The following is a 17,853-nucleotide window of genomic DNA, read 5'->3' on the forward strand; positions in this document are numbered from 1 at the left end:
CGTATGTCAAAACTTATGCGCAAAGTTTAAACCTGAAACCTGAAACCTAAAACAAAAACTACTTCTGTTCCGGTTTGTAATTTGCCTTATCAAAGTTTTTAGATTTCTTAGGATATTTATCGTAACTAATATCACTTGGGTTTTCAATTACAGATTTGATTGTAATCATATCTCCAACCTGAAAATTAGTACTGGCAATTTTATAATCTAAAAGAATTTCACCGCAAAAATAATTGTTGTTTTCATCTTTTTCTATGATGCCGGTGTAAACTCCTTTTTTCAGCATTTTTTCGTGTGCTCCTTTAGACATGATTTCTTTATTTAAAATTGAAGCTGCAAAGTTAAGCAATTAATGTTTGGTTTAGGGAGTTCCGTACAATCTGAGTATATTTGCACATGCAGAAGAATTACAGACCACATCCAAATTCGTTTAAAAATACATTTTGTGTTTTTCATGAAGTGCTTTCAAATGAGATTGAAGGTTTAAAAAAGCAATTTGAAAGCAAAGCTGGAAGTACCTATTATTATACAGAGAAAGGAATGTATCGGGTATCTAATCACTGGGGAAGGCTGGCTAATAGTAAATGGCGTTTAATTGCGTGTGAACCCGAAACAGAATCAAAGACTAAAATTGGTTTTGCAGCCTGGAGCGAATTTTATCCTGATAATGCCGAAGAAAAACTATATTATATCGAAGCTGATTTTGATAAAAACCTTGCCAATTATCAGCATAGAAATAATCCGGAGTATGATAAAAAAGCGGTACTAAGAACAAGTTTTGAAACTGCAAAAAGACTGAAACAAATTAGGAATTTGCAGCAACTAACATCCTGGGCAAAGTATTTTGATTATGATGATATTGATGAGTTGAGAAAACAGATTATCAACGAATTGATTTTTACCGAAAAAAGTTTAGAAGAAATTAAAAGAGCAATATAATGGGACGCAATAACGAAAGAAACATTAAAATTCACAATGACAAATTGCACAAAGCCCAGGCGAAGAAAAAACAAGCCGAAGTTTCGCGTAAAGAAAAATTAAAGGAAATCGTAAAGAAATTCAACGAAAATAAAGAGTAATAAATATAGTTTCAAGTTTCATGTTGAACGTTTCAAGTTGTTGGAGCGAAAACCTGAAACCTGAAACCTGACCCGAGGCTGAAAGCCGAACGGGCGAAGCAAACAAAAAAAATATGAATAGTAAATTTGAAACCCTAAAAGCAAGAGTACAGGAAATCATTGATTTGATGGCAGTAAAAAATGACAGAGAAGCTAATAATAAATTGCTTGAAGTAAGTGATGAATTAGATGAAATGTTAGATCATGCCGAAGAAGATGAAGAACTAAGGGAAATCAGCAGATATCAGGTTCTGTTAAATCAGCTTCATGTAAAGATTAATGGGGAAGAACAAGTTGATGGCGATGCATAAATGTTATTGCGATACTGGTCTGGAATTTGAAAACTGTTGCGGATTATACCTTCAAAACAATCAAAAAGCGCCAACAGCTTTGGCTTTAATGCGTTCCAGATATTCGGCCTATGCAACTCATAATGCAGATTATCTTTTAGAAACAACCTATATTTCTGAAAGGCAATTTTATTCGAAAGCCGAAATTTTAAAATGGGCTGTGAGTAATAAATGGCAAAAGTTAGAAATTCTGAGCTTTACCGAAAACACAGTCGAATTTAAAGCTTACTTTTTAGATTCAAATAATAAACCTCAGACACATTACGAATTTTCAACCTTTAAATTCGAAAATGATGCTTGGTATTATTTAGACGGAAAGTTTGAATAATCATCAGATCTAACACTGTTAGTTGCTGATTTTGATTGAATATTTTAACTAAAAATTAATAAAGGATTCTATTTTCATAATTCTAAAATAACGTAATTTTAGAATTATGAAAAACGAATTTAAAAAAGGTTTTTATTTTAAGTCGTACGAAGCCCCGTTTCAGTCTCCGTTTGAAAAACTTTTTGGCATTTTCAAAGAGCTAATCACCCATACTTCGGGCGATTTTGATGAAGCAATCAGCTGGCTTCGGGAGTTGGATATAGAATATAAACTGACCGATGAGAACTACACAATCGATGATTTTATCGAAGATCTAAAAAAGAAAGGTTATATAAAGGATAAAGTCAAAGAAGACGGTACAAATGGTTTGGGCATAACGGCAAAAACGGAACGCGCCATTCGTCAGCAGGCTTTAGATCAGATTTTTGGAAACTTAAAGCGATCCGGAAACGGAAATCATAAAACAAAACATGCCGGAAACGGAGATGAACATACAGGTGAATTTCGTGAGTTTAATTTTGGCGATGGTTTAGAACGTATTTCTTTGACAGAAAGTCTGCGAAATGCCCAGATTAATAATGGTGTTGAAAGCTTTATGCTGACCGAAAATGATTTGGTTGTTGAAGAAACACAATACAAGGCACAAATGAGTACGGTTCTGATGATTGATATCAGTCATAGTATGATTTTGTATGGAGAAGACCGGATCACGCCGGCAAAGAAAGTTGCCATGGCTCTTGCCGAATTAATTACAACCCGCTATCCAAAAGATACGCTCGATATTTTGGTTTTTGGTAATGATGCCTGGACGATTCCAATTAAGGATTTACCTTATTTACAAGTAGGACCTTATCATACCAATACAGTTGCCGGACTTCAGTTGGCGATGGATATTTTACGCAGAAAACGAAATACCAACAAACAGATTTTCATGATTACCGACGGAAAGCCGAGTTGTGTTCGCGAGCGTGATGGTTCGTATTATATGAATAGTAACGGACTTGATCAGTATATTGTAGACAAATGTTATACTCAGGCGCAACAGGCCAGAAAATTGCACATTCCAATAACTACTTTTATGATTGCAAATGATCCATATTTGCAAAGATTTGTCAATCATTTTACAGAAGCCAATCAGGGAAAAGCATTTTATACAGGATTAAAAGGTCTTGGAGAAATGATTTTTGAAGATTACGAAACAAATAGGAAGAAAAGAGTTCGTTAAATAGACTCAAAGTTACAAAGTTACAAAGGTTAAGAGGGACAAAAATCTTAGAGACACACGGCAGTGCGTCTAATTAAATTATCATAAAAACAAAATACATTGAATTTTTAAATCATTTAATCTTTCAATTTTTAAATCAAAAACATGGAAATAAACAATATAAAAACATTAGGTCAGTTAAAAGCTGCAGGATATAAAAGTACCAGTATTAAAGATGAATTACGAAATAATCTTCGTGAGAAAATTAAATCAGGAAAGCCTGTTTTTGAAGGTGTTCACGGATTCGAAAACACCGTTATTCCAGAATTGGAACGGGCGATTCTGTCACGTCATAATATTAATTTGTTGGGGCTTCGCGGACAGGCAAAAACGCGTTTAGCGCACAAAATGGTAGAACTTCTGGATGAATATATTCCGTTTGTTTCTAATTCTGAAATTAATGATGATCCGTTTCATCCGATTTCTCGTTTTGCTAAAGATTTAATCGCCGAAAAGGGAGATGAAACACCAATTTCATGGCTGCACAGAAATGATCGTTTCTTTGAAAAATTAGCAACTCCCGATGTTACAGTTGCCGATTTAATTGGAGATGTTGACCCTATAAAAGCGGCAAATTTAAAACTCTCTTATGCAGACGATCGTGTTATTCATTTCGGAATGATTCCCAGAGCCAATCGCTGTATTTTTGTTATTAATGAATTGCCGGATTTGCAAGCCAGAATTCAGGTGGCATTATTTAATATTTTGCAGGAAGGAGATATTCAGATTCGAGGATTTAAGCTAAGAATGCCGTTGGATATGCAATTTGTTTTTACGGCAAATCCGGAAGATTACACAAATCGAGGAAGTATTGTAACTCCTTTAAAAGACAGAATAGGTTCTCAGATTTTAACACATTATCCTGAAAGTGTAGAAGTTGCCAGAACAATTACTCAACAGGAAGCAAAGCTGGATGAAAATCAAAGTAATCTGGTTTATGTGCCAGATTTAGCGAGAGATATTCTGGAACAAATAAGTTTTGAAGCTCGTGAAAGTGAATATATAGACAATAAAAGTGGTGTAAGTGCCAGAATGAGTATCACGGCTCTTGAAAATTTAATTAGTACAGCAGAACGCAGAGCATTAAAATCAGGAGCGGATAATACTACTTTAAGATTGTCTGATTTTATTGGAATAATTCCGGCCATTACAGGAAAAGTAGAATTGGTTTATGAAGGGGAGCAAGAGGGAGCAGCCACAGTTGCCCAATATTTAATAGGTTCGGCTATAAGAACTTTGTTTCCGGCGCATTTTCCGAAGATCGAAAAACTGGAAAAACCGGGAGAAAAAACGCCATATTCAGATTTAGTAGAATGGTTTTTTGCAGAAAGCGGATTTGAATTATTAGACGACGCCTCAGATGTTGAATATAAAAGTATTTTGGATGAGGTTACGCCTTTAGAAGATTTGCTTAAAAAATATCAGCCTCATTTAGATCAAAAAGACCAGTACTTTATGAAAGAATTTATTTTATGGGCTTTAGTTGAATACAAAAAATTAAGCAAAGATCGGTTTGCAACCGGTAGTCAGTTTAAGGATATGTACGGAAGTTATATTAGTAAACTATAGTTATAATGCTTACAAAAAAGCAAGTTTTGATTTTATTTTTAATTTCAGGTGATCCGGGAATAAATGGTATTTATTCTTTAGTTAAGTTTTTTGACAGAGCTGATTTTCCTTCTAATATGAGAGATAATGTAGAGGTTTTATTAAGAAATGAACTTGTAGTTATTTCTGAAAGATTTGATAATGGGGCCGAAAAAAAATATCAAATTACTAAAGAAGGTAAAGAATTTTTATTGGACAATTTTAGTATTTCGGAAACTATACAGTATATTGAAACTATGGAGAATCCAGATTTAGTTTTGGGGATAACTAAAGCATATATTGAAAAAAGCAAAGAATTTTATAAGTAGTAATTATTTTGAAATTTATCTGAAATAAAATTAATCGATAGTAGTCAAACCCGACAAGTTTTTAAAACTTGTCGGGTTTGTTATTTTTTTTATTATATTTGATATATCAATTATATTTATATCAAATAAATGAATTATGAAACTTGAAAATCCAACCGGAACTGCTTTGTATTCTATAGAATTGGCAATTAAAGAATATCGCAAACTGGCACAGAAAAACATTGCCAAAGTGGTAAAAGATATTACAGTAGATCAATGTCTGGTGCTAATTATATTAAATGATAATCGGGATATTTCTCAGAACGAATTGGCAAATCTTGTTTTTAAAGACAATGCTTCTATAACTAGAATGATCGAGTTAATGGTAAAAAAGGATTATTTATCCCGAACCATTCATCCGGAAGACAGAAGAAAGTTCAATCTTATGATTACCGAAAAAGCATTGAAAACTATTGAATTAATTGAGCCGGTTATTCAATCAAACAGAGAGACAGCTTTATATGGTTTATCTGTAAGTGAAATAACATTGCTAGATCAAACATTGCATAAAATAATTCGTAATTGTAAAAAATGAGAAGTATGAAATCAAAATTAATCTTAATCATGTTGTTCATTTTTACTTTTGGCTATTCGCAAAAGGAATTGGGTAGTAAACTTGAAAAGTACATGGACGCACAGTTTGCAGTTAATGATTTCAGTGGCACTGTTTTAGTTTCTAAAAATGACTCAATACTATTCAAAAAGGCCTATGGATTTGCTGATTATGAATGGAAAACTGAAAATACAATAGATTCAAAATTTAGTCTGGCCTCAGTTTCTAAACAGTTTACAGCAGTTGCAATTCTTCAATTGGCAGAGCGTAAAAAACTTTCATTAGAAGATCCTATTAAGTTGTATTTTGCTGATTTTCCAAAAGGAGAAAAAATAACGATAAAAATGTTGCTCACTCATAATTCTGGTTTGCAAATGGATTTTGATGAATTGTATTTGTCCAAGACAGATTTAGATCAAGATTCCGTTTATCATTATATCATCAAAAAGCCATTGCTGTTTGAACCTGGAACAAGTACAGCTTACAGTAATATAGGTTATTATTTATTAGCAAAAATTATTGATAAAGTATCAGGTCAGCCTTATGCCGTATTTTTAGAACAGCAATTGTTTAGCAGAGCCAAAATGTACAATTCAGGTATTTCAACAAATAATGCAATTGTAGATAAAATGACTAAATCGTATTATTTTGAAAATGATAAGCTAATAAAAAATCCCTATATCAATTGGAATTTTAATATAGGTCATGACGGCGTTTATTCAACGGTTGAAGATTTGTATTTATGGAACAAGGCGTTGTTTGACAGTGAGATTATTTTATCAGAAGAGTCAAAGAAAAAGATGTTTACTTCTTATAATGATCAAAATTTTGGATTTGGAGTTTTGGTTAATCCATTTTACAATCAGGATCACCAATTGATTGCCCACGATGGTGGTTTTTTCGGGACAATGACTTCATTCAATAAATATACAAATGACAATATTTTAATCACGGTTTTATCTAACAATCAGTCAAAATCTTATTATATCGCATATGGTCTTGCCGGAGTTTGTTTTGGAAAAGAAGTTGAGCTTCCGTATAAGCATACTCAAACAGTAATTGATGAAAAAATCTATGATCAATATGCAGGGGAGTATGAGAATATTAAAATTTTAAAGAAAGATAACAAGTTGTATTATCTTGATTATGATATTGAGTTGTTGCCGGAGTCTCAAACTAAATTTTTTCGTTCAGACAATTGCAATACTACGGTTGAGTTCATTAAAAATAAAAAAGGGAAAGTTACACAGCTGGAAATAAAAAAGGCAGGAATAAAAGAAGTTAAAATTAAAAGTAAGGGAGTATAAGTGCTATTTTTGCATTCAAAATTTAATTCTATGCTGTTTCTAATTCTAAGTATACTTTGCAGTGTTACCGTTGGTATAATCTTTAAAATCACCCGTAAATACAATTCAAACCCCATTCAGATTATTGCATTCAATTATGTTATAGCGATTGCTCTTTGTTATTTTACTTTTAGTCCAAATTTAGAAGAAATTACAGCAGATGCACCATGGAATATTTATGTTACAGTTGGTGTTTTACTTCCGGTTGTTTTCTTTTTTTTAGCTGCTTCAATAAAAACTATGGGAATTGTAAAGACCGATGCTGCACAGCGTTTGTCCTTATTTATTCCGATATTGGCTGCCTGGCTCATTTTTAAGGAAGAATTTAATTCTTATAAAGTAATAGGGCTTATTGTTGGTTTTATAGCGCTTTTGTTCATCTTAAGAAAGCAGACTGAGAATAGCGAGAACAAGTGGATTTATCCGGCTCTTGTATTGTTAGGTTTTGGTTTTATTGACATTCTTTTTAAACAAATAGCCCTTTATACAACATTGCCTTATACTACTTCTTTGTTTGTTGTTTTTGGGATTTCGTTGGTTATTGCCGTAGGAATTGTTTTGTACGGAATCATCATTAAAAATGATAAACTGAATATTAAAAATTTGCTTTTTGGCGCTGGGGTGGGAATTTTTAACTTTGGAAATATCTTATTTTATCTAAAAGCACATAAAGCATTTTCTGAGAATCCGTCAACTGTTTTTGCCGGAATGAATATGGGTGTGATTATTTTGGGCAGTGTAGTCGGAACACTTTTTTTTAAAGAAAAATTATCTAAAATTAATTTTGCAGGTCTGTTTTTAGCCTTAATAGCAATCGTTTTTATTGTTTTTTCGCAATTTAAATAATTTTTATAAGCTTCTTAATTCCTTAATTTACAGCTTGTTTTTAGGTTTTTTTAAAAGTTTTAAAAATAAACTCTACTAATTCGATAGAATTTATAAAATATATTTATAAATTTGTCTTAACAATGAAAAACTTTAGTCGAAATATCATCCCGTTTATGTGCAGTGAGGCGATGTGCTGCATGATGAACTATGCGATGAAATGGCGTTAATAGAGAAAGTACTTGTTAGTTATTTTTTTTTTTAGCCTTTCATGCACCAATGAAAGGCTTTTTTTTAGAACTATTAATAACCCTAAATATGAGATCAAATAGAAACACAAATATTATGATGCACTGTTGTCTGATGAAAATTCCGTGTTGTATGTGCAGTTATTGCAGATTTTATTTCAATGAAAAAATAATACGATATACCCAAATCAAGTAAACCAAAAATTAAAAAGAAAAAAGATGAGTTCAGAAATTATAAAACAGAATCCGTTTCAATCGATGATTGATCGTTTTAATGTAGCAGCCGATATTCTTAACCTTGAAGAATCAATCAGGCAAAAACTGCAACGTCCTGAAAAACAAATTGTAGTTAATTTTTCTATTACACTGGATAATGGAAATCAGCAAAATTTTGAAGGATACCGCGTTATACATAATACTGCGTTAGGTCCGTCAAAAGGAGGAATACGTTACGATACAGCCGTAAATCTGGATGAGGTAAAAGCATTGGCTGCCTGGATGACCTGGAAGTCTGCCGTGACAGGAATTCCTTTTGGAGGGGCAAAAGGCGGAATTATTTGTGATCCAAGAACGCTTTCTAAAGGAGAATTAGAAAGAATTACCAGAGCATACACACAAAGATTATCGGATATTTTTGGTCCGGAAAAAGATGTTCCGGCCCCTGACATGGGAACTGGTCCTGATGAAATGGGCTGGTTAATGGATGAGTTTTCAATCGTGCACGGTAAAACAATTCATGCCGTAGTAACGGGGAAACATTTACATTCAGGAGGTTCATTAGGCAGGGTAGAAGCTACAGGAAGAGGTGTGAGTATAATAACATTACTGGCGCTTCAAAAATTAAAACTAAGACCGGCAAGATCAAGTGTGGCTATTCAGGGATTTGGAAATGTTGGTTTGCATTCGGCTTTATTTTTATTCGAAAAAGGACTAAAGGTGGTTGCTGTAAGTGATGTTTCGGAAGCATTTTACAACCCGGATGGAATTAATATACCAGAGTTAATTTTATATTATAATCTGAATAATAAAAGTATTAAAGGATATCCAAATTCTGTAGCGATAAAACATGAGGAATTATTGCTTTTGGATGTTGATGTTTTAATTCCTGCAGCAAAAGAAGATGTTATTACGCAACAGAATGCAAAAGACATTCGTGCCAAAATTATTGTAGAAGGCGCAAATGGTCCGGTTTCATCAGATGCCGATACTATATTGCATGATAATAATGTTTTGGTAGTTCCGGATATTTTAGCCAATGCCGGCGGTGTGACAGTTTCTTATTTTGAGTGGCTTCAGAATTCGCTTTTAGAATCCTGGAGAATTCACCAGATTAACACGAGATTGGAAGATATTTTAGAAAAGGGTTTCGAAACCGTTTTTAGAATTGCTGCAAAGTACAATGTAACACCTCGAATAGCGGCTTATATTATTGCTTTGCAAAAAGTAGCCGACACACAATCTGTAAAAGAAGTGGCTTTAGAAGCGCCAAAATTTAAACAGAATTAAAAAATAGTAAGTCCAATTAAGATTTTTTCATTGATCATAAAACGCATATTTGCTTTTTTTTTGGTCGATGAAAATATCTTTTTTTAGTTCATATCAATCAATATAAAGTAATGTTTAAAAATGGAACATATTAATTTTCTTGCGTTTGCAATGCCTGCTTTTTTCCTTTTTTTGTTTTTAGAATACAAGCTGGCGCAACGAAAAAAAAGACCGGAAATTTTTAATTATGAAAGTTCAGTTTCAAATATAAGCATCGGTATTGCCGAGCGATTAATCAATTTATTTATTGCAGCGAGTTTTTATCAGCTTTATTATTTTATTTACAATAATTATAAACTCTTTGATATTCCGGCTAATGTTTTTGTTTGGATGGCACTTATACTGGCAACTGATTTTGTCTGGTATTGGTATCATCGATTAGGGCATGAGGTAAATTTTTTCTGGGCAGCACATATTGTGCATCACCATAGTGAAGAATTTAATTTTACGGCCGCAGCAAGAATTACGACATTTCAGGCGGTAATTCGTACCGGATTTTGGTGTGTTTTACCTTTTATTGGTTTTCATCCTACAATGGTAATTACAATGCTTATCGTTCATGGAGCCTATTCTTTTTTTACCCATACACAGCTTATTGGGAGAATAAAATGGTTAGAATATGTTTTTGTAACCCCTTCTGTACATGGTGTTCATCACGCTTCTGATGAAAAATATCTTGATAAAAATTATGGGGATATGTTTACTTTTTGGGATCGACTCTTTGGAACTTTTCAGGAAGAGGAAGAAAAACCAAAATACGGATTAACCCATCCGTTAAAAAGTTACAGTTTCCTGTGGCAGCACTTTCATTATTATTTTGAAATTTATGAATTATGGAAGCGCTCTGAAGGATTTAAAGCAAAATGGAAAGCCGTTTTTGGAAGTCCCGCACATATGGATCAGGATATTCGTCCCATATTAGAAAAACGTTTTTTGCAAGATAAAAGCAATCCGCATCAACGACTTAGATTTCGCAATTATCTTTATATTCAATTAGGAATCTGTACTTTGTTTTTAACCGTTTTTACTTATTATTTTGATTTACTGAATGTATTTGATAAGGTTTTTGTTTTATCCTTTATATTGATTACCCTAATAAATTGCGGTGCTTTATTAGAACAGCGAAAATGGATTTATTATCTCGAATATGCCCGACTTTTTATCGTGACAACCTACTTCCTGTACGAAGAAAATCTAACCACATTTTTCTTTGTTCCACTGGCAGTTATGATTTTTGCAGAGCAGCTTTTCTCCCTCGGAAAGCGTTATCAGAATGTAATTCTTCAATTGGAATCTTCAAAATAAAAATGGACCACAGATTATGCGGATAAGACGGATGATCACAGATTTTATTATTGTGTGAATTTGTAATCTGAAAGGAGCGTAAAATAAAAAAAAGGCCGCCACGAATTCACGAATTATTTTTCCTAACTGGGTAAGTAAAATTTGTGAATTCGTGGCGAATTTTCCCTGCAAGGTTTTCAAAACCTTGTAGGTTTAAATTATTTATACTACTGACTGGAGTTAATCAATAGGAGACCTACAAGGTTTTAAAAACCTTGCAGGATCGGGGAATCAAATTGTTTTAATCTCCATAATCTTTTGCTCAAAAGTATCTTTAAAATCAGATTTACTTTTAATCCTGGTTTTGTAGGTATAAATTGTAGCTACAGAAAGTTCTAAGAATTCTGCCATTTGACTGCTGTCTTGAATTCCAAGTCGATACAAAGCAAAAATTCTTAATTCGGTATTTAAAAGTTCGCCTTTTTTGACAATACATTTATGATCATTTGGGAATAAATGATTAAAGTCGGTCACAAAAGTGGGGAATAACTTCAGGAAAATTTCATCAAACTGATGAAAAAGATTCTCACGTTCTTCTTTGACATTGTAGCGCTTTAAACTCGCAATAACCTCGTCTGTTTTTTTGGTAATGATTTTATGCAAAGTACTTTTCTGAATATGATCAATTTTATTAATAAACGCTGAAGTTGCTTTGATAAAATAGGTAATATATTCTTCTTTAATGGCATTGGCTTCGCTTAAACTCACATTCATCTCCTGCAATTGCAAGTACGAATCGGCCATAATTTTTCGCGCTTTATTCTTTTCTTTTAATTGTTTGAAAATAATGCCCAGAAAAACAAAAATAATAACCGTTAAGATTGTCAAGAGAATAATAATCTTTTCTAGTTTATCATTCTTGTCTTTTACATTATTAAGCTGTGCTTTTTCGATAATAGGCAGAATGGAGGAAATCTCAATTTTTCGATGTCTTGCATTATAAAAAGTAGCATCATCCATGGCAATATTGATGTACTCGTTTGCTTTATCCAAATAGCCCATTTTAAAGAGTTCGTTGGCTAAATTTCGAAGTGCAACGGTTTCTTTTGTAGCATTTTTAACATCGGCAATAGCAGCAAGAGCCAGATATTGAATTGCTTTTTTGGTATAACCCCGTTCAGAATAAATATACCCAAGACTGGATGTAGCAATGCCATAATAATCGGCAGGCAATTTGTAATTATTAATCCAGTAGCTAAATGCAAATTCGGCACCACGCCAATCCTGTTGTTTAAGTCTTTTTAAGCTCTCTGCTGCCCAATATTCATTAGAGTTGGTTCCAATTAATTCCAGAGCTTTTTTTAGAAAATGATTTCCTTGCTGTACATAATGAATATTAAAGCGCTGGTCTTTATTGTAATCGGCTAAATCATAATAGGCTCGTGCTTTTATCGAATAGTACTCAAATTTATTTTTCTGATCGAGTTTTTGGTCATTAATAACATTCAGTGTGTCAATTGCTTCTTTAAACAATCCGGATGAAAGCAAAACAAAACCTTCCTTGATTCGGCTTTTTGCCAAATATTTTGGATCCTTGAGAACTATAGCTTTGATTTTGGCTTCTTCTAAATAATAGTAAGCCGAATCGTATTTGAAAGATTTATATTCCTCAAACAATGACATATAAGTATGATACAGCTGTTCGTTATTTTGGCTTACAGTAAACTTAGACACATCTCTTTTTAAGCTTTCAATTTTTCGATATTTCTGTTTTAGATAAATGTCTTTTTTAAGAAGCACTTTATCTAATTCTTCTAAAACAGGATTTGTCTCTTTTGCAGCGAGAGAAAAACCGCCCAGGAAGAAAAGCAGTATCAATATTCTTTGCATGATTTTGTTTTGGTTTAGGAAAAGGTTGGTTGATAGATATAGTTAGTTAATTCGTTTTAAAATTAAGAATAAGTTTGAGATTAAGCTAAGCCTGTTTTTCTGGAATCTTGTAAATTGTTTAATAACATAGCTTTAAAAGGTGATTTTCAGAGTGAAAATAAGCTGTGAATGTTAAAAACAGGTAATTTATTTGCAATTATACAATAAAAACAAGTTATATATACGTATAGTGAAAAAAATATACTGATTATTTTTCATATTGTCATTTTTACCATTAAAAAATGATGAGTTTTTATCTAAACAGCATCTTGATTTTTAACTTATAGTTAAAAATATAAAATACTGATTATTAGCTTGTTGTGTTTTTTATTGCTTGAATTTCATCTTGATTTTTATCGGATTTTTTTTTTAAGATTTATTTAACGTCTAGTTTCGCTGTATCCTTTTGAAAGGGATAACAAACTAACAAAAACCAAAAATTTATGAAATGTAAAAGTCTTTATTGGTTAGCTTTTATGATGTGTTTTTTTGCGATCGGATGCGATAACACAGATGACGGAAGCTACGTAGAACCGATTACCCTTTATGAAAAAGTAAACGGGAATTGGGGATTAACAAATCTGAAAATGGTGGATGAAGTTGCGAAAGCAAATAATATCGAACCAAACGAAGAAAACTTGAGTACTTATTTTAACTACGAAGATTTTAAAATCAAATTTAACGTAGATGAAAAGAACAATCCAACAAGTTATGAAGTAACAGGAGATGTCCCTCCGTTATTTGCTCCTAAAGGATATTGGGCATTGAGCTCAGATTTTCAGCAGACCAATGGTATTGGAACTAAAATCTACTTGTACAGCGATGCACAAAAAACGCAAAAAACAGACGAGCTAAGATTGGTTTCGGTTCCAGGTAAAAACAAAGAAATGCAGATTCAATTGGCACATTCTTCTGGTGGCGTCGTTTTCGCGTCTTACATATTTAAATTAAATGCTATTAATTAAAAAGTAATATGAAAAAGTTTATATATACAATTTTACTTGCCTTATTGATGGCTCCTAATTTTATTCAGGCGCAAGAAGCCGCTGGAGCTGTAGGGCCAATTTCATCATTTCCTGTTGTGTACAAATATGATGAACAAGTTACGTGGTATTTTGATATGTCGGCATCGACATTTTCTGAAACAGAAGATTTATACATCTGGATCTGGTCTCCATCTGAACCAGACGCTGGGCACTGGGAAAATTCTTCAGATTTTGCAAAACTGAAATACGAAGGAAACAGAATCTGGAGTTTTACTTTGACTCCGACTGTTTATTTTTCTAAAACCCCAGAAGAAATAGCTAAGAGTGATGGATTTTGGTTTCGTTTGAAAAACAAAAACGGATCTAAACAAAGTGATGTTGCTAATGTGGCGTATACTGATTTCTCGTCATTTTATACTTCAGGTGAATTATTTAGATCGTATCCAACAAAACCTTTAATTGATAAACCGGTAAGTATTGTGTTTAATGCAAATCTTAATCCTGCATTTGCTGGCACTCCAAGTGTACATATGCATGGTGGTTTGAATGATTGGGCTATTCTGCAAATGTATGAAGCTGCAAAACCAGAAATTGCTGCAAAAACAAAATTGAAAGATCTAGGCAACGGTTTTTATAAAATGGATTTTATTCCTAAGCAGTACTTCAATGCTCCAGATGATTTTGTAATGGAAAAGATAAATTTTCTGATGGTAGCAGAGAATTGGACAACAAATTCTGGCGATCAGGTTATTTACGCAGGAGAATTTGTTCCGCCACCGCCACCAAGTTTCGCTTTTTTTCCGTCACAAATCAGTCAAAAAGATTTTCTTGGAATGTCAAGAAAAAATAACGAAGCAGGTGTAAACAAATTGATTTACACGATTACCGCTGGACCAAAAACAATTTCTGGTGAATTTACTGGAGGAACTGCAGAAATTAAAGGTTTTGTCAATTTAGTTTCAGAACTAAATGGAGTCCCAGGTTTAAGTGAAATCCATGTTTTGGTTAAAGACAACAAAGACAAAACAATTTCGGATACGACGATTCCGCTTAAAACTTTAGATAAATAATCACTATTAAATTAAAACACCAATTCTAATGAATAGTAAAAATAAAAAAAGCGTCCTGCATCAAATGTGGACTGCTAAAGGAGCGGTATTGATGATTTTTATGCTTTTTCTTTCTGCCGGTACTTTCGCGCAGACGAAAAAACAAATATCAGGAACCGTTTATGACAATACGGGAACACTATTGCCGGGAGCTTCTATCATTGAAGTAGGAACAAAAAACGGAACTACTACAGATTTTGATGGTAAATTTAGTCTTCAGGTAGCCGTAGGAAGTGCAATCGAAGTTTCGTTTATCGGAGCAACAACACAAAAAGTTCAGATTACCGGAAATAATAATTATGAAGTTCGTCTGCAAAATGACGGTTATAGTCTGGCAGAAGTACAGGTAGTTTCTGTAGGTTACGGAAAAGTAAAAAAATCAGATTTGACAGGAGCAATTTCTACAGTTGGAGCAGATGATTTACTAAAAGGAACTATTTCTTCTACAGAGCAGGTTTTGCAAGGTAAAGTAGCAGGATTGAGTATTATTCGTCCTTCTGGAGATCCGGCTGCGGGTTCTACAATCCGTCTTCGTGGAGGAACTTCTTTAACGGCAAGCAACAGCCCATTAATTGTGGTTGATGGTATTGCAGGAGTTGATATTAACGTGGTTCAGCCTTCTGATATTAAATCGGTTGACGTTCTTAAAGATGCTTCGGCGACAGCAATTTACGGTTCTCGTGGGGCAAATGGAGTAATTATAATTACAACTAAATCCGGAACAAAAGGAGTTTCAGTTGTTTACAACGGATCATCTGGTTTTGGATATGTTAATGATAACTTAGATCTATTGTCTGCAAATCAATGGAGAGGTTATGTTCGCCAAAATCAAATCGCAGATGCAGTAGATTATGGAGCAAATACAAACTGGCAAAAAGCAATCGAGCAGACAGCAATTTCTCAGTCTCATACTTTAAGTATCAATTCTGGCAAAGCCGACAGTGGTTTCAGAACATCACTTTCTTACTTAAACAATGAAGGAGTTATTAAAAAATCTGGTTTAGAAAGATTAAGCGGAAATGTTAGTGCTTATCAATTTTTAGGAGATAACAAAGAAGTAAAATTTGATATGGGATTATTTGCAAACATCGACAAATGGCACCCAATTGATTACAGAATTTTTGAAAGAGCTTACAACTTAAATCCGACTATTCCAGTTTATGATGCAAATGGAGATTTTAGTGTTGTAGTAGGAAATATTTACCAAAATCCAGTTGAGATTTTAACCAACAGAACTTTCGATAATGAAAGACACAGACTTTTGGGTTATTTTAAAACAGATGTAAAATTTCTCAATGACTTTACTGCGACAGCAAATATTTCATTAGAACACAATGCTGTAAAAGCGGGTACTTACAAACCATCTTATGCCGTTATGGAAGGGCAGACTGAAAATGGTTTTGCTCAAAGAACTTATGATGAATATACTAATGCGCAAGGTGAGCTATATGTAAATTACAGCAAAATTATTGACAAACATAACATTAGTGCTTTAGCAGGATATTCTTATCTTGAAAACATCTATGAAGGTTTTGGAGCTCAGAGAGGCGGATTTGTAACAGATGCTTTTAGCTATAATAATTTAGGAGCTGGTTACAACTATCGTTTGAACGATGTGTATTCATACAAAGGAAAATCAAATTTAGTTTCTTTTTATGCTCGTGCTAACTACGGTTATGATGGTAAATATTTATTAACTGCAACCGTAAGACGCGACGGATCAAGCCGTTTTGGAGAAAACAATAAATGGGGAACCTTCCCATCTGCTTCTGTAGCTTGGAGAATTTCTAACGAAGAATTCATGGAATCTTCAAAAAGCTGGTTAGACAATTTAAAACTAAGAGTTGGTTACGGAGTTACAGGTAATCAGGACGGAATTGGGGAGTATAAATCACTTTCTATCTTAGGAGTTGGACACGACAGTTACTACGATCCTGTAAGTAAAACCTGGAGTTTGGCTTATTCTCCAAAACAAAATCCAAACCCTGATTTGAAATGGGAATCTACAGAACAGCTTAACATTGGTTTCGATTTTGGTCTTTTCAACAGAATTACAGGATCATTTGAATGGTATTCTAAAAAAACAAAAGATTTATTATACACTTACGAAGTGCCTCAGCCTCCATATTTAGTGGGAACAATGTTGGCAAACGTTGGAGAAATGTCAAATAAAGGAGTAGAGCTAACTTTGAATGCTGATATTATCAAAGGAGATAAATTCAATTGGAATGCTAATTTAACTCTTGGACACAACGTTCAGAAAATCGAGAAACTTTCTAATCCAACTTATAAAACAGATGTTATTTATAGTGGCTCTCTTCATGGTTTAGCGGGTATGTCCGGACAGTATTCTCAAATCATTGCTGAAGGATACCCTGTTGGAACTTTCTGGGGATTCAAAAATGCTGGTTTAGATTCTACTGGAAAAATACAGTATTACAATGCTGCAGGACAAGTAGTAGACGAAAGTGTTTTGGTAGATGCCGATAAAACAGATTTAGGAAACATTCAGCCTGATTTGACTTTAGGTCTTGGGATGAATTTTACTTACGGGAATTTTGATCTTGGATTTTCCGGATATGGAATGTTTGGACAAAAAGCATTAAATGCAACCAACATGATGTTAAACGATCCAAACAGATTACCAGCTTTTAATGTGCCGGATTCTTTCTTAAGCAGTGGTATTACTTCTGCTCCTAAGTATTCTGATTACTGGATTGAAGATGCTTCTTTCTTTAGGCTTCAGACCTTGACTTTTGGTTATACTTTACCATTGAAATACAAAAAATCTAAATTTAGAATGTATGTAATGGGAGAAAACTTGTTTGTAATTACAGGTTACAAAGGTGTAGATCCGGAGATTGGTTTAAATGCTCAGGATGGAATTGGTCAGACTGGAGTAATGGATAAAACTGGTTTGGCAGCTCCTGGAATTGATAGATACAATAATTATCCTCGACCAACTACTATTTCTGTTGGACTAAATTTTACGCTGAATAACTAAGCGAATTGA

Annotated in this window: 17 protein-coding genes; 15 read left to right on the forward strand and 2 right to left on the reverse strand. The window is 33.4% G+C overall.

Features of this window, described 5'->3' with window-relative positions; genetic code table 11:
- Positions 1 to 58 precede the first annotated feature (58 nt).
- Positions 59 to 310, reverse strand: a complete 252-nt coding sequence (locus OLM51_RS10965; RefSeq protein WP_213260012.1) for a hypothetical protein — start codon at positions 308 to 310, stop codon at positions 59 to 61.
- An 86-nt stretch (positions 311 to 396) separates the two neighbouring features.
- On the opposite strand from OLM51_RS10965, the gene OLM51_RS10970 reads away from it, so the two are divergent.
- The 12 genes from OLM51_RS10970 to OLM51_RS11025 all read left to right on the forward strand — a co-directional run bounded on the left by OLM51_RS10970 (position 397) and on the right by OLM51_RS11025 (position 10,837).
- Entirely contained in the window at positions 397 to 939 is a 543-nt protein-coding gene (locus OLM51_RS10970; RefSeq protein WP_264550662.1) for a hypothetical protein, read from the forward strand.
- The gene (locus OLM51_RS10975; protein WP_243233019.1) at positions 939 to 1,079 is read left to right on the forward strand and encodes a hypothetical protein; all 141 of its coding nucleotides are present in this window, start codon (positions 939 to 941) and stop codon (positions 1,077 to 1,079) included. The genes OLM51_RS10970 and OLM51_RS10975 overlap by 1 nt, the downstream gene beginning before the upstream one ends.
- A 113-nt stretch (positions 1,080 to 1,192) precedes the next feature.
- Positions 1,193 to 1,429: a hypothetical protein gene (locus OLM51_RS10980; protein ID WP_264550663.1), complete on the forward strand. Its 237-nt coding sequence runs from the start codon at positions 1,193 to 1,195 to the stop codon at positions 1,427 to 1,429.
- Positions 1,398 to 1,796 carry a YchJ family protein gene (locus OLM51_RS10985; RefSeq protein WP_264550664.1) on the forward strand — a complete coding sequence of 133 codons (399 nt, stop codon included), beginning with the start codon at positions 1,398 to 1,400 and terminating at the stop codon, positions 1,794 to 1,796. Before OLM51_RS10980 ends, OLM51_RS10985 begins: the two co-directional genes overlap by 32 nt.
- Before the next feature lie 106 nt (positions 1,797 to 1,902).
- Positions 1,903 to 3,021 (forward strand): vWA domain-containing protein, encoded by a 1,119-nt coding sequence (locus OLM51_RS10990; RefSeq protein ID WP_264550665.1) that lies wholly within the window; start codon positions 1,903 to 1,905, stop codon positions 3,019 to 3,021.
- Between the two features lie 144 nt (positions 3,022 to 3,165).
- Positions 3,166 to 4,629, forward strand: a complete 1,464-nt coding sequence (locus OLM51_RS10995; protein WP_264550666.1) for an AAA family ATPase — start codon at positions 3,166 to 3,168, stop codon at positions 4,627 to 4,629.
- A 5-nt stretch (positions 4,630 to 4,634) separates the two neighbouring features.
- On the forward strand, positions 4,635 to 4,976 hold the full coding sequence (locus OLM51_RS11000) for a hypothetical protein (RefSeq protein WP_264550667.1): 342 nt from the start codon (positions 4,635 to 4,637) through the stop codon (positions 4,974 to 4,976).
- Positions 4,977 to 5,112: 136 nt separating this feature from the next.
- Positions 5,113 to 5,550: a MarR family winged helix-turn-helix transcriptional regulator gene (locus tag OLM51_RS11005; RefSeq protein WP_264550668.1), complete on the forward strand. Its 438-nt coding sequence runs from the start codon at positions 5,113 to 5,115 to the stop codon at positions 5,548 to 5,550.
- Positions 5,551 to 5,555: 5 nt separating this feature from the next.
- Positions 5,556 to 6,875 (forward strand): serine hydrolase, encoded by a 1,320-nt coding sequence (locus OLM51_RS11010; RefSeq protein ID WP_264550669.1) that lies wholly within the window; start codon positions 5,556 to 5,558, stop codon positions 6,873 to 6,875.
- Between the two features lie 30 nt (positions 6,876 to 6,905).
- Positions 6,906 to 7,760, forward strand: a complete 855-nt coding sequence (locus OLM51_RS11015; RefSeq protein WP_264550670.1) for a DMT family transporter — start codon at positions 6,906 to 6,908, stop codon at positions 7,758 to 7,760.
- A gap of 446 nt (positions 7,761 to 8,206) precedes the next feature.
- Positions 8,207 to 9,493 (forward strand): Glu/Leu/Phe/Val family dehydrogenase, encoded by a 1,287-nt coding sequence (locus tag OLM51_RS11020; RefSeq protein WP_264550671.1) that lies wholly within the window; start codon positions 8,207 to 8,209, stop codon positions 9,491 to 9,493.
- Positions 9,494 to 9,613: 120 nt separating this feature from the next.
- Positions 9,614 to 10,837, forward strand: a complete 1,224-nt coding sequence (locus OLM51_RS11025) for a sterol desaturase family protein (RefSeq protein ID WP_264550672.1) — start codon at positions 9,614 to 9,616, stop codon at positions 10,835 to 10,837.
- Between the two features lie 270 nt (positions 10,838 to 11,107).
- Here OLM51_RS11025 and OLM51_RS11030 read toward each other — a convergent pair whose 3' ends face one another.
- On the reverse strand, positions 11,108 to 12,706 hold the full coding sequence (locus OLM51_RS11030; RefSeq protein ID WP_264550673.1) for a DUF6377 domain-containing protein: 1,599 nt from the start codon (positions 12,704 to 12,706) through the stop codon (positions 11,108 to 11,110).
- A gap of 482 nt (positions 12,707 to 13,188) precedes the next feature.
- On the opposite strand from OLM51_RS11030, the gene OLM51_RS11035 reads away from it, so the two are divergent.
- Genes OLM51_RS11035 through OLM51_RS11045 form a run of 3 tightly spaced genes read left to right on the forward strand, consistent with a single transcriptional unit; the run spans position 13,189 to position 17,844 of the window.
- Positions 13,189 to 13,710 carry a DUF5004 domain-containing protein gene (locus OLM51_RS11035; protein WP_264550674.1) on the forward strand — a complete coding sequence of 174 codons (522 nt, stop codon included), beginning with the start codon at positions 13,189 to 13,191 and terminating at the stop codon, positions 13,708 to 13,710.
- An 8-nt stretch (positions 13,711 to 13,718) separates the two neighbouring features.
- Positions 13,719 to 14,801 carry a hypothetical protein gene (locus OLM51_RS11040; protein ID WP_264550675.1) on the forward strand — a complete coding sequence of 361 codons (1,083 nt, stop codon included), beginning with the start codon at positions 13,719 to 13,721 and terminating at the stop codon, positions 14,799 to 14,801.
- Between the two features lie 28 nt (positions 14,802 to 14,829).
- The gene (locus OLM51_RS11045) at positions 14,830 to 17,844 is read left to right on the forward strand and encodes a SusC/RagA family TonB-linked outer membrane protein (RefSeq protein ID WP_264550676.1); all 3,015 of its coding nucleotides are present in this window, start codon (positions 14,830 to 14,832) and stop codon (positions 17,842 to 17,844) included.
- Positions 17,845 to 17,853 lie beyond the last annotated feature (9 nt).

Source organism: Flavobacterium sp. N2038, from assembly GCF_025947185.1.
Classification (GTDB): Bacteria; Bacteroidota; Bacteroidia; order Flavobacteriales; family Flavobacteriaceae; genus Flavobacterium.

Excerpts from the sequence above, each read along its gene's own strand:
- OLM51_RS10965 (WP_213260012.1), bottom strand. The coding sequence starts at position 310 with ATGTCTAAAGGAGCACACGAAAAAATGCTGAAAAAAGGAGTTTACACC.
- OLM51_RS10970 (WP_264550662.1), top strand. The coding sequence starts at position 397 with ATGCAGAAGAATTACAGACCACATCCAAATTCGTTTAAAAATACATTT.
- OLM51_RS10975 (WP_243233019.1), top strand. The coding sequence starts at position 939 with ATGGGACGCAATAACGAAAGAAACATTAAAATTCACAATGACAAATTG.
- OLM51_RS10980 (WP_264550663.1), top strand. The coding sequence starts at position 1,193 with ATGAATAGTAAATTTGAAACCCTAAAAGCAAGAGTACAGGAAATCATT.
- OLM51_RS10985 (WP_264550664.1), top strand. The coding sequence starts at position 1,398 with ATGGGGAAGAACAAGTTGATGGCGATGCATAAATGTTATTGCGATACT.
- OLM51_RS10990 (WP_264550665.1), top strand. The coding sequence starts at position 1,903 with ATGAAAAACGAATTTAAAAAAGGTTTTTATTTTAAGTCGTACGAAGCC.
- OLM51_RS10995 (WP_264550666.1), top strand. The coding sequence starts at position 3,166 with ATGGAAATAAACAATATAAAAACATTAGGTCAGTTAAAAGCTGCAGGA.
- OLM51_RS11000 (WP_264550667.1), top strand. The coding sequence starts at position 4,635 with ATGCTTACAAAAAAGCAAGTTTTGATTTTATTTTTAATTTCAGGTGAT.
- OLM51_RS11005 (WP_264550668.1), top strand. The coding sequence starts at position 5,113 with ATGAAACTTGAAAATCCAACCGGAACTGCTTTGTATTCTATAGAATTG.
- OLM51_RS11010 (WP_264550669.1), top strand. The coding sequence starts at position 5,556 with ATGAAATCAAAATTAATCTTAATCATGTTGTTCATTTTTACTTTTGGC.
- OLM51_RS11015 (WP_264550670.1), top strand. The coding sequence starts at position 6,906 with ATGCTGTTTCTAATTCTAAGTATACTTTGCAGTGTTACCGTTGGTATA.
- OLM51_RS11020 (WP_264550671.1), top strand. The coding sequence starts at position 8,207 with ATGAGTTCAGAAATTATAAAACAGAATCCGTTTCAATCGATGATTGAT.
- OLM51_RS11025 (WP_264550672.1), top strand. The coding sequence starts at position 9,614 with ATGGAACATATTAATTTTCTTGCGTTTGCAATGCCTGCTTTTTTCCTT.
- OLM51_RS11030 (WP_264550673.1), bottom strand. The coding sequence starts at position 12,706 with ATGCAAAGAATATTGATACTGCTTTTCTTCCTGGGCGGTTTTTCTCTC.
- OLM51_RS11035 (WP_264550674.1), top strand. The coding sequence starts at position 13,189 with ATGAAATGTAAAAGTCTTTATTGGTTAGCTTTTATGATGTGTTTTTTT.
- OLM51_RS11040 (WP_264550675.1), top strand. The coding sequence starts at position 13,719 with ATGAAAAAGTTTATATATACAATTTTACTTGCCTTATTGATGGCTCCT.
- OLM51_RS11045 (WP_264550676.1), top strand. The coding sequence starts at position 14,830 with ATGAATAGTAAAAATAAAAAAAGCGTCCTGCATCAAATGTGGACTGCT.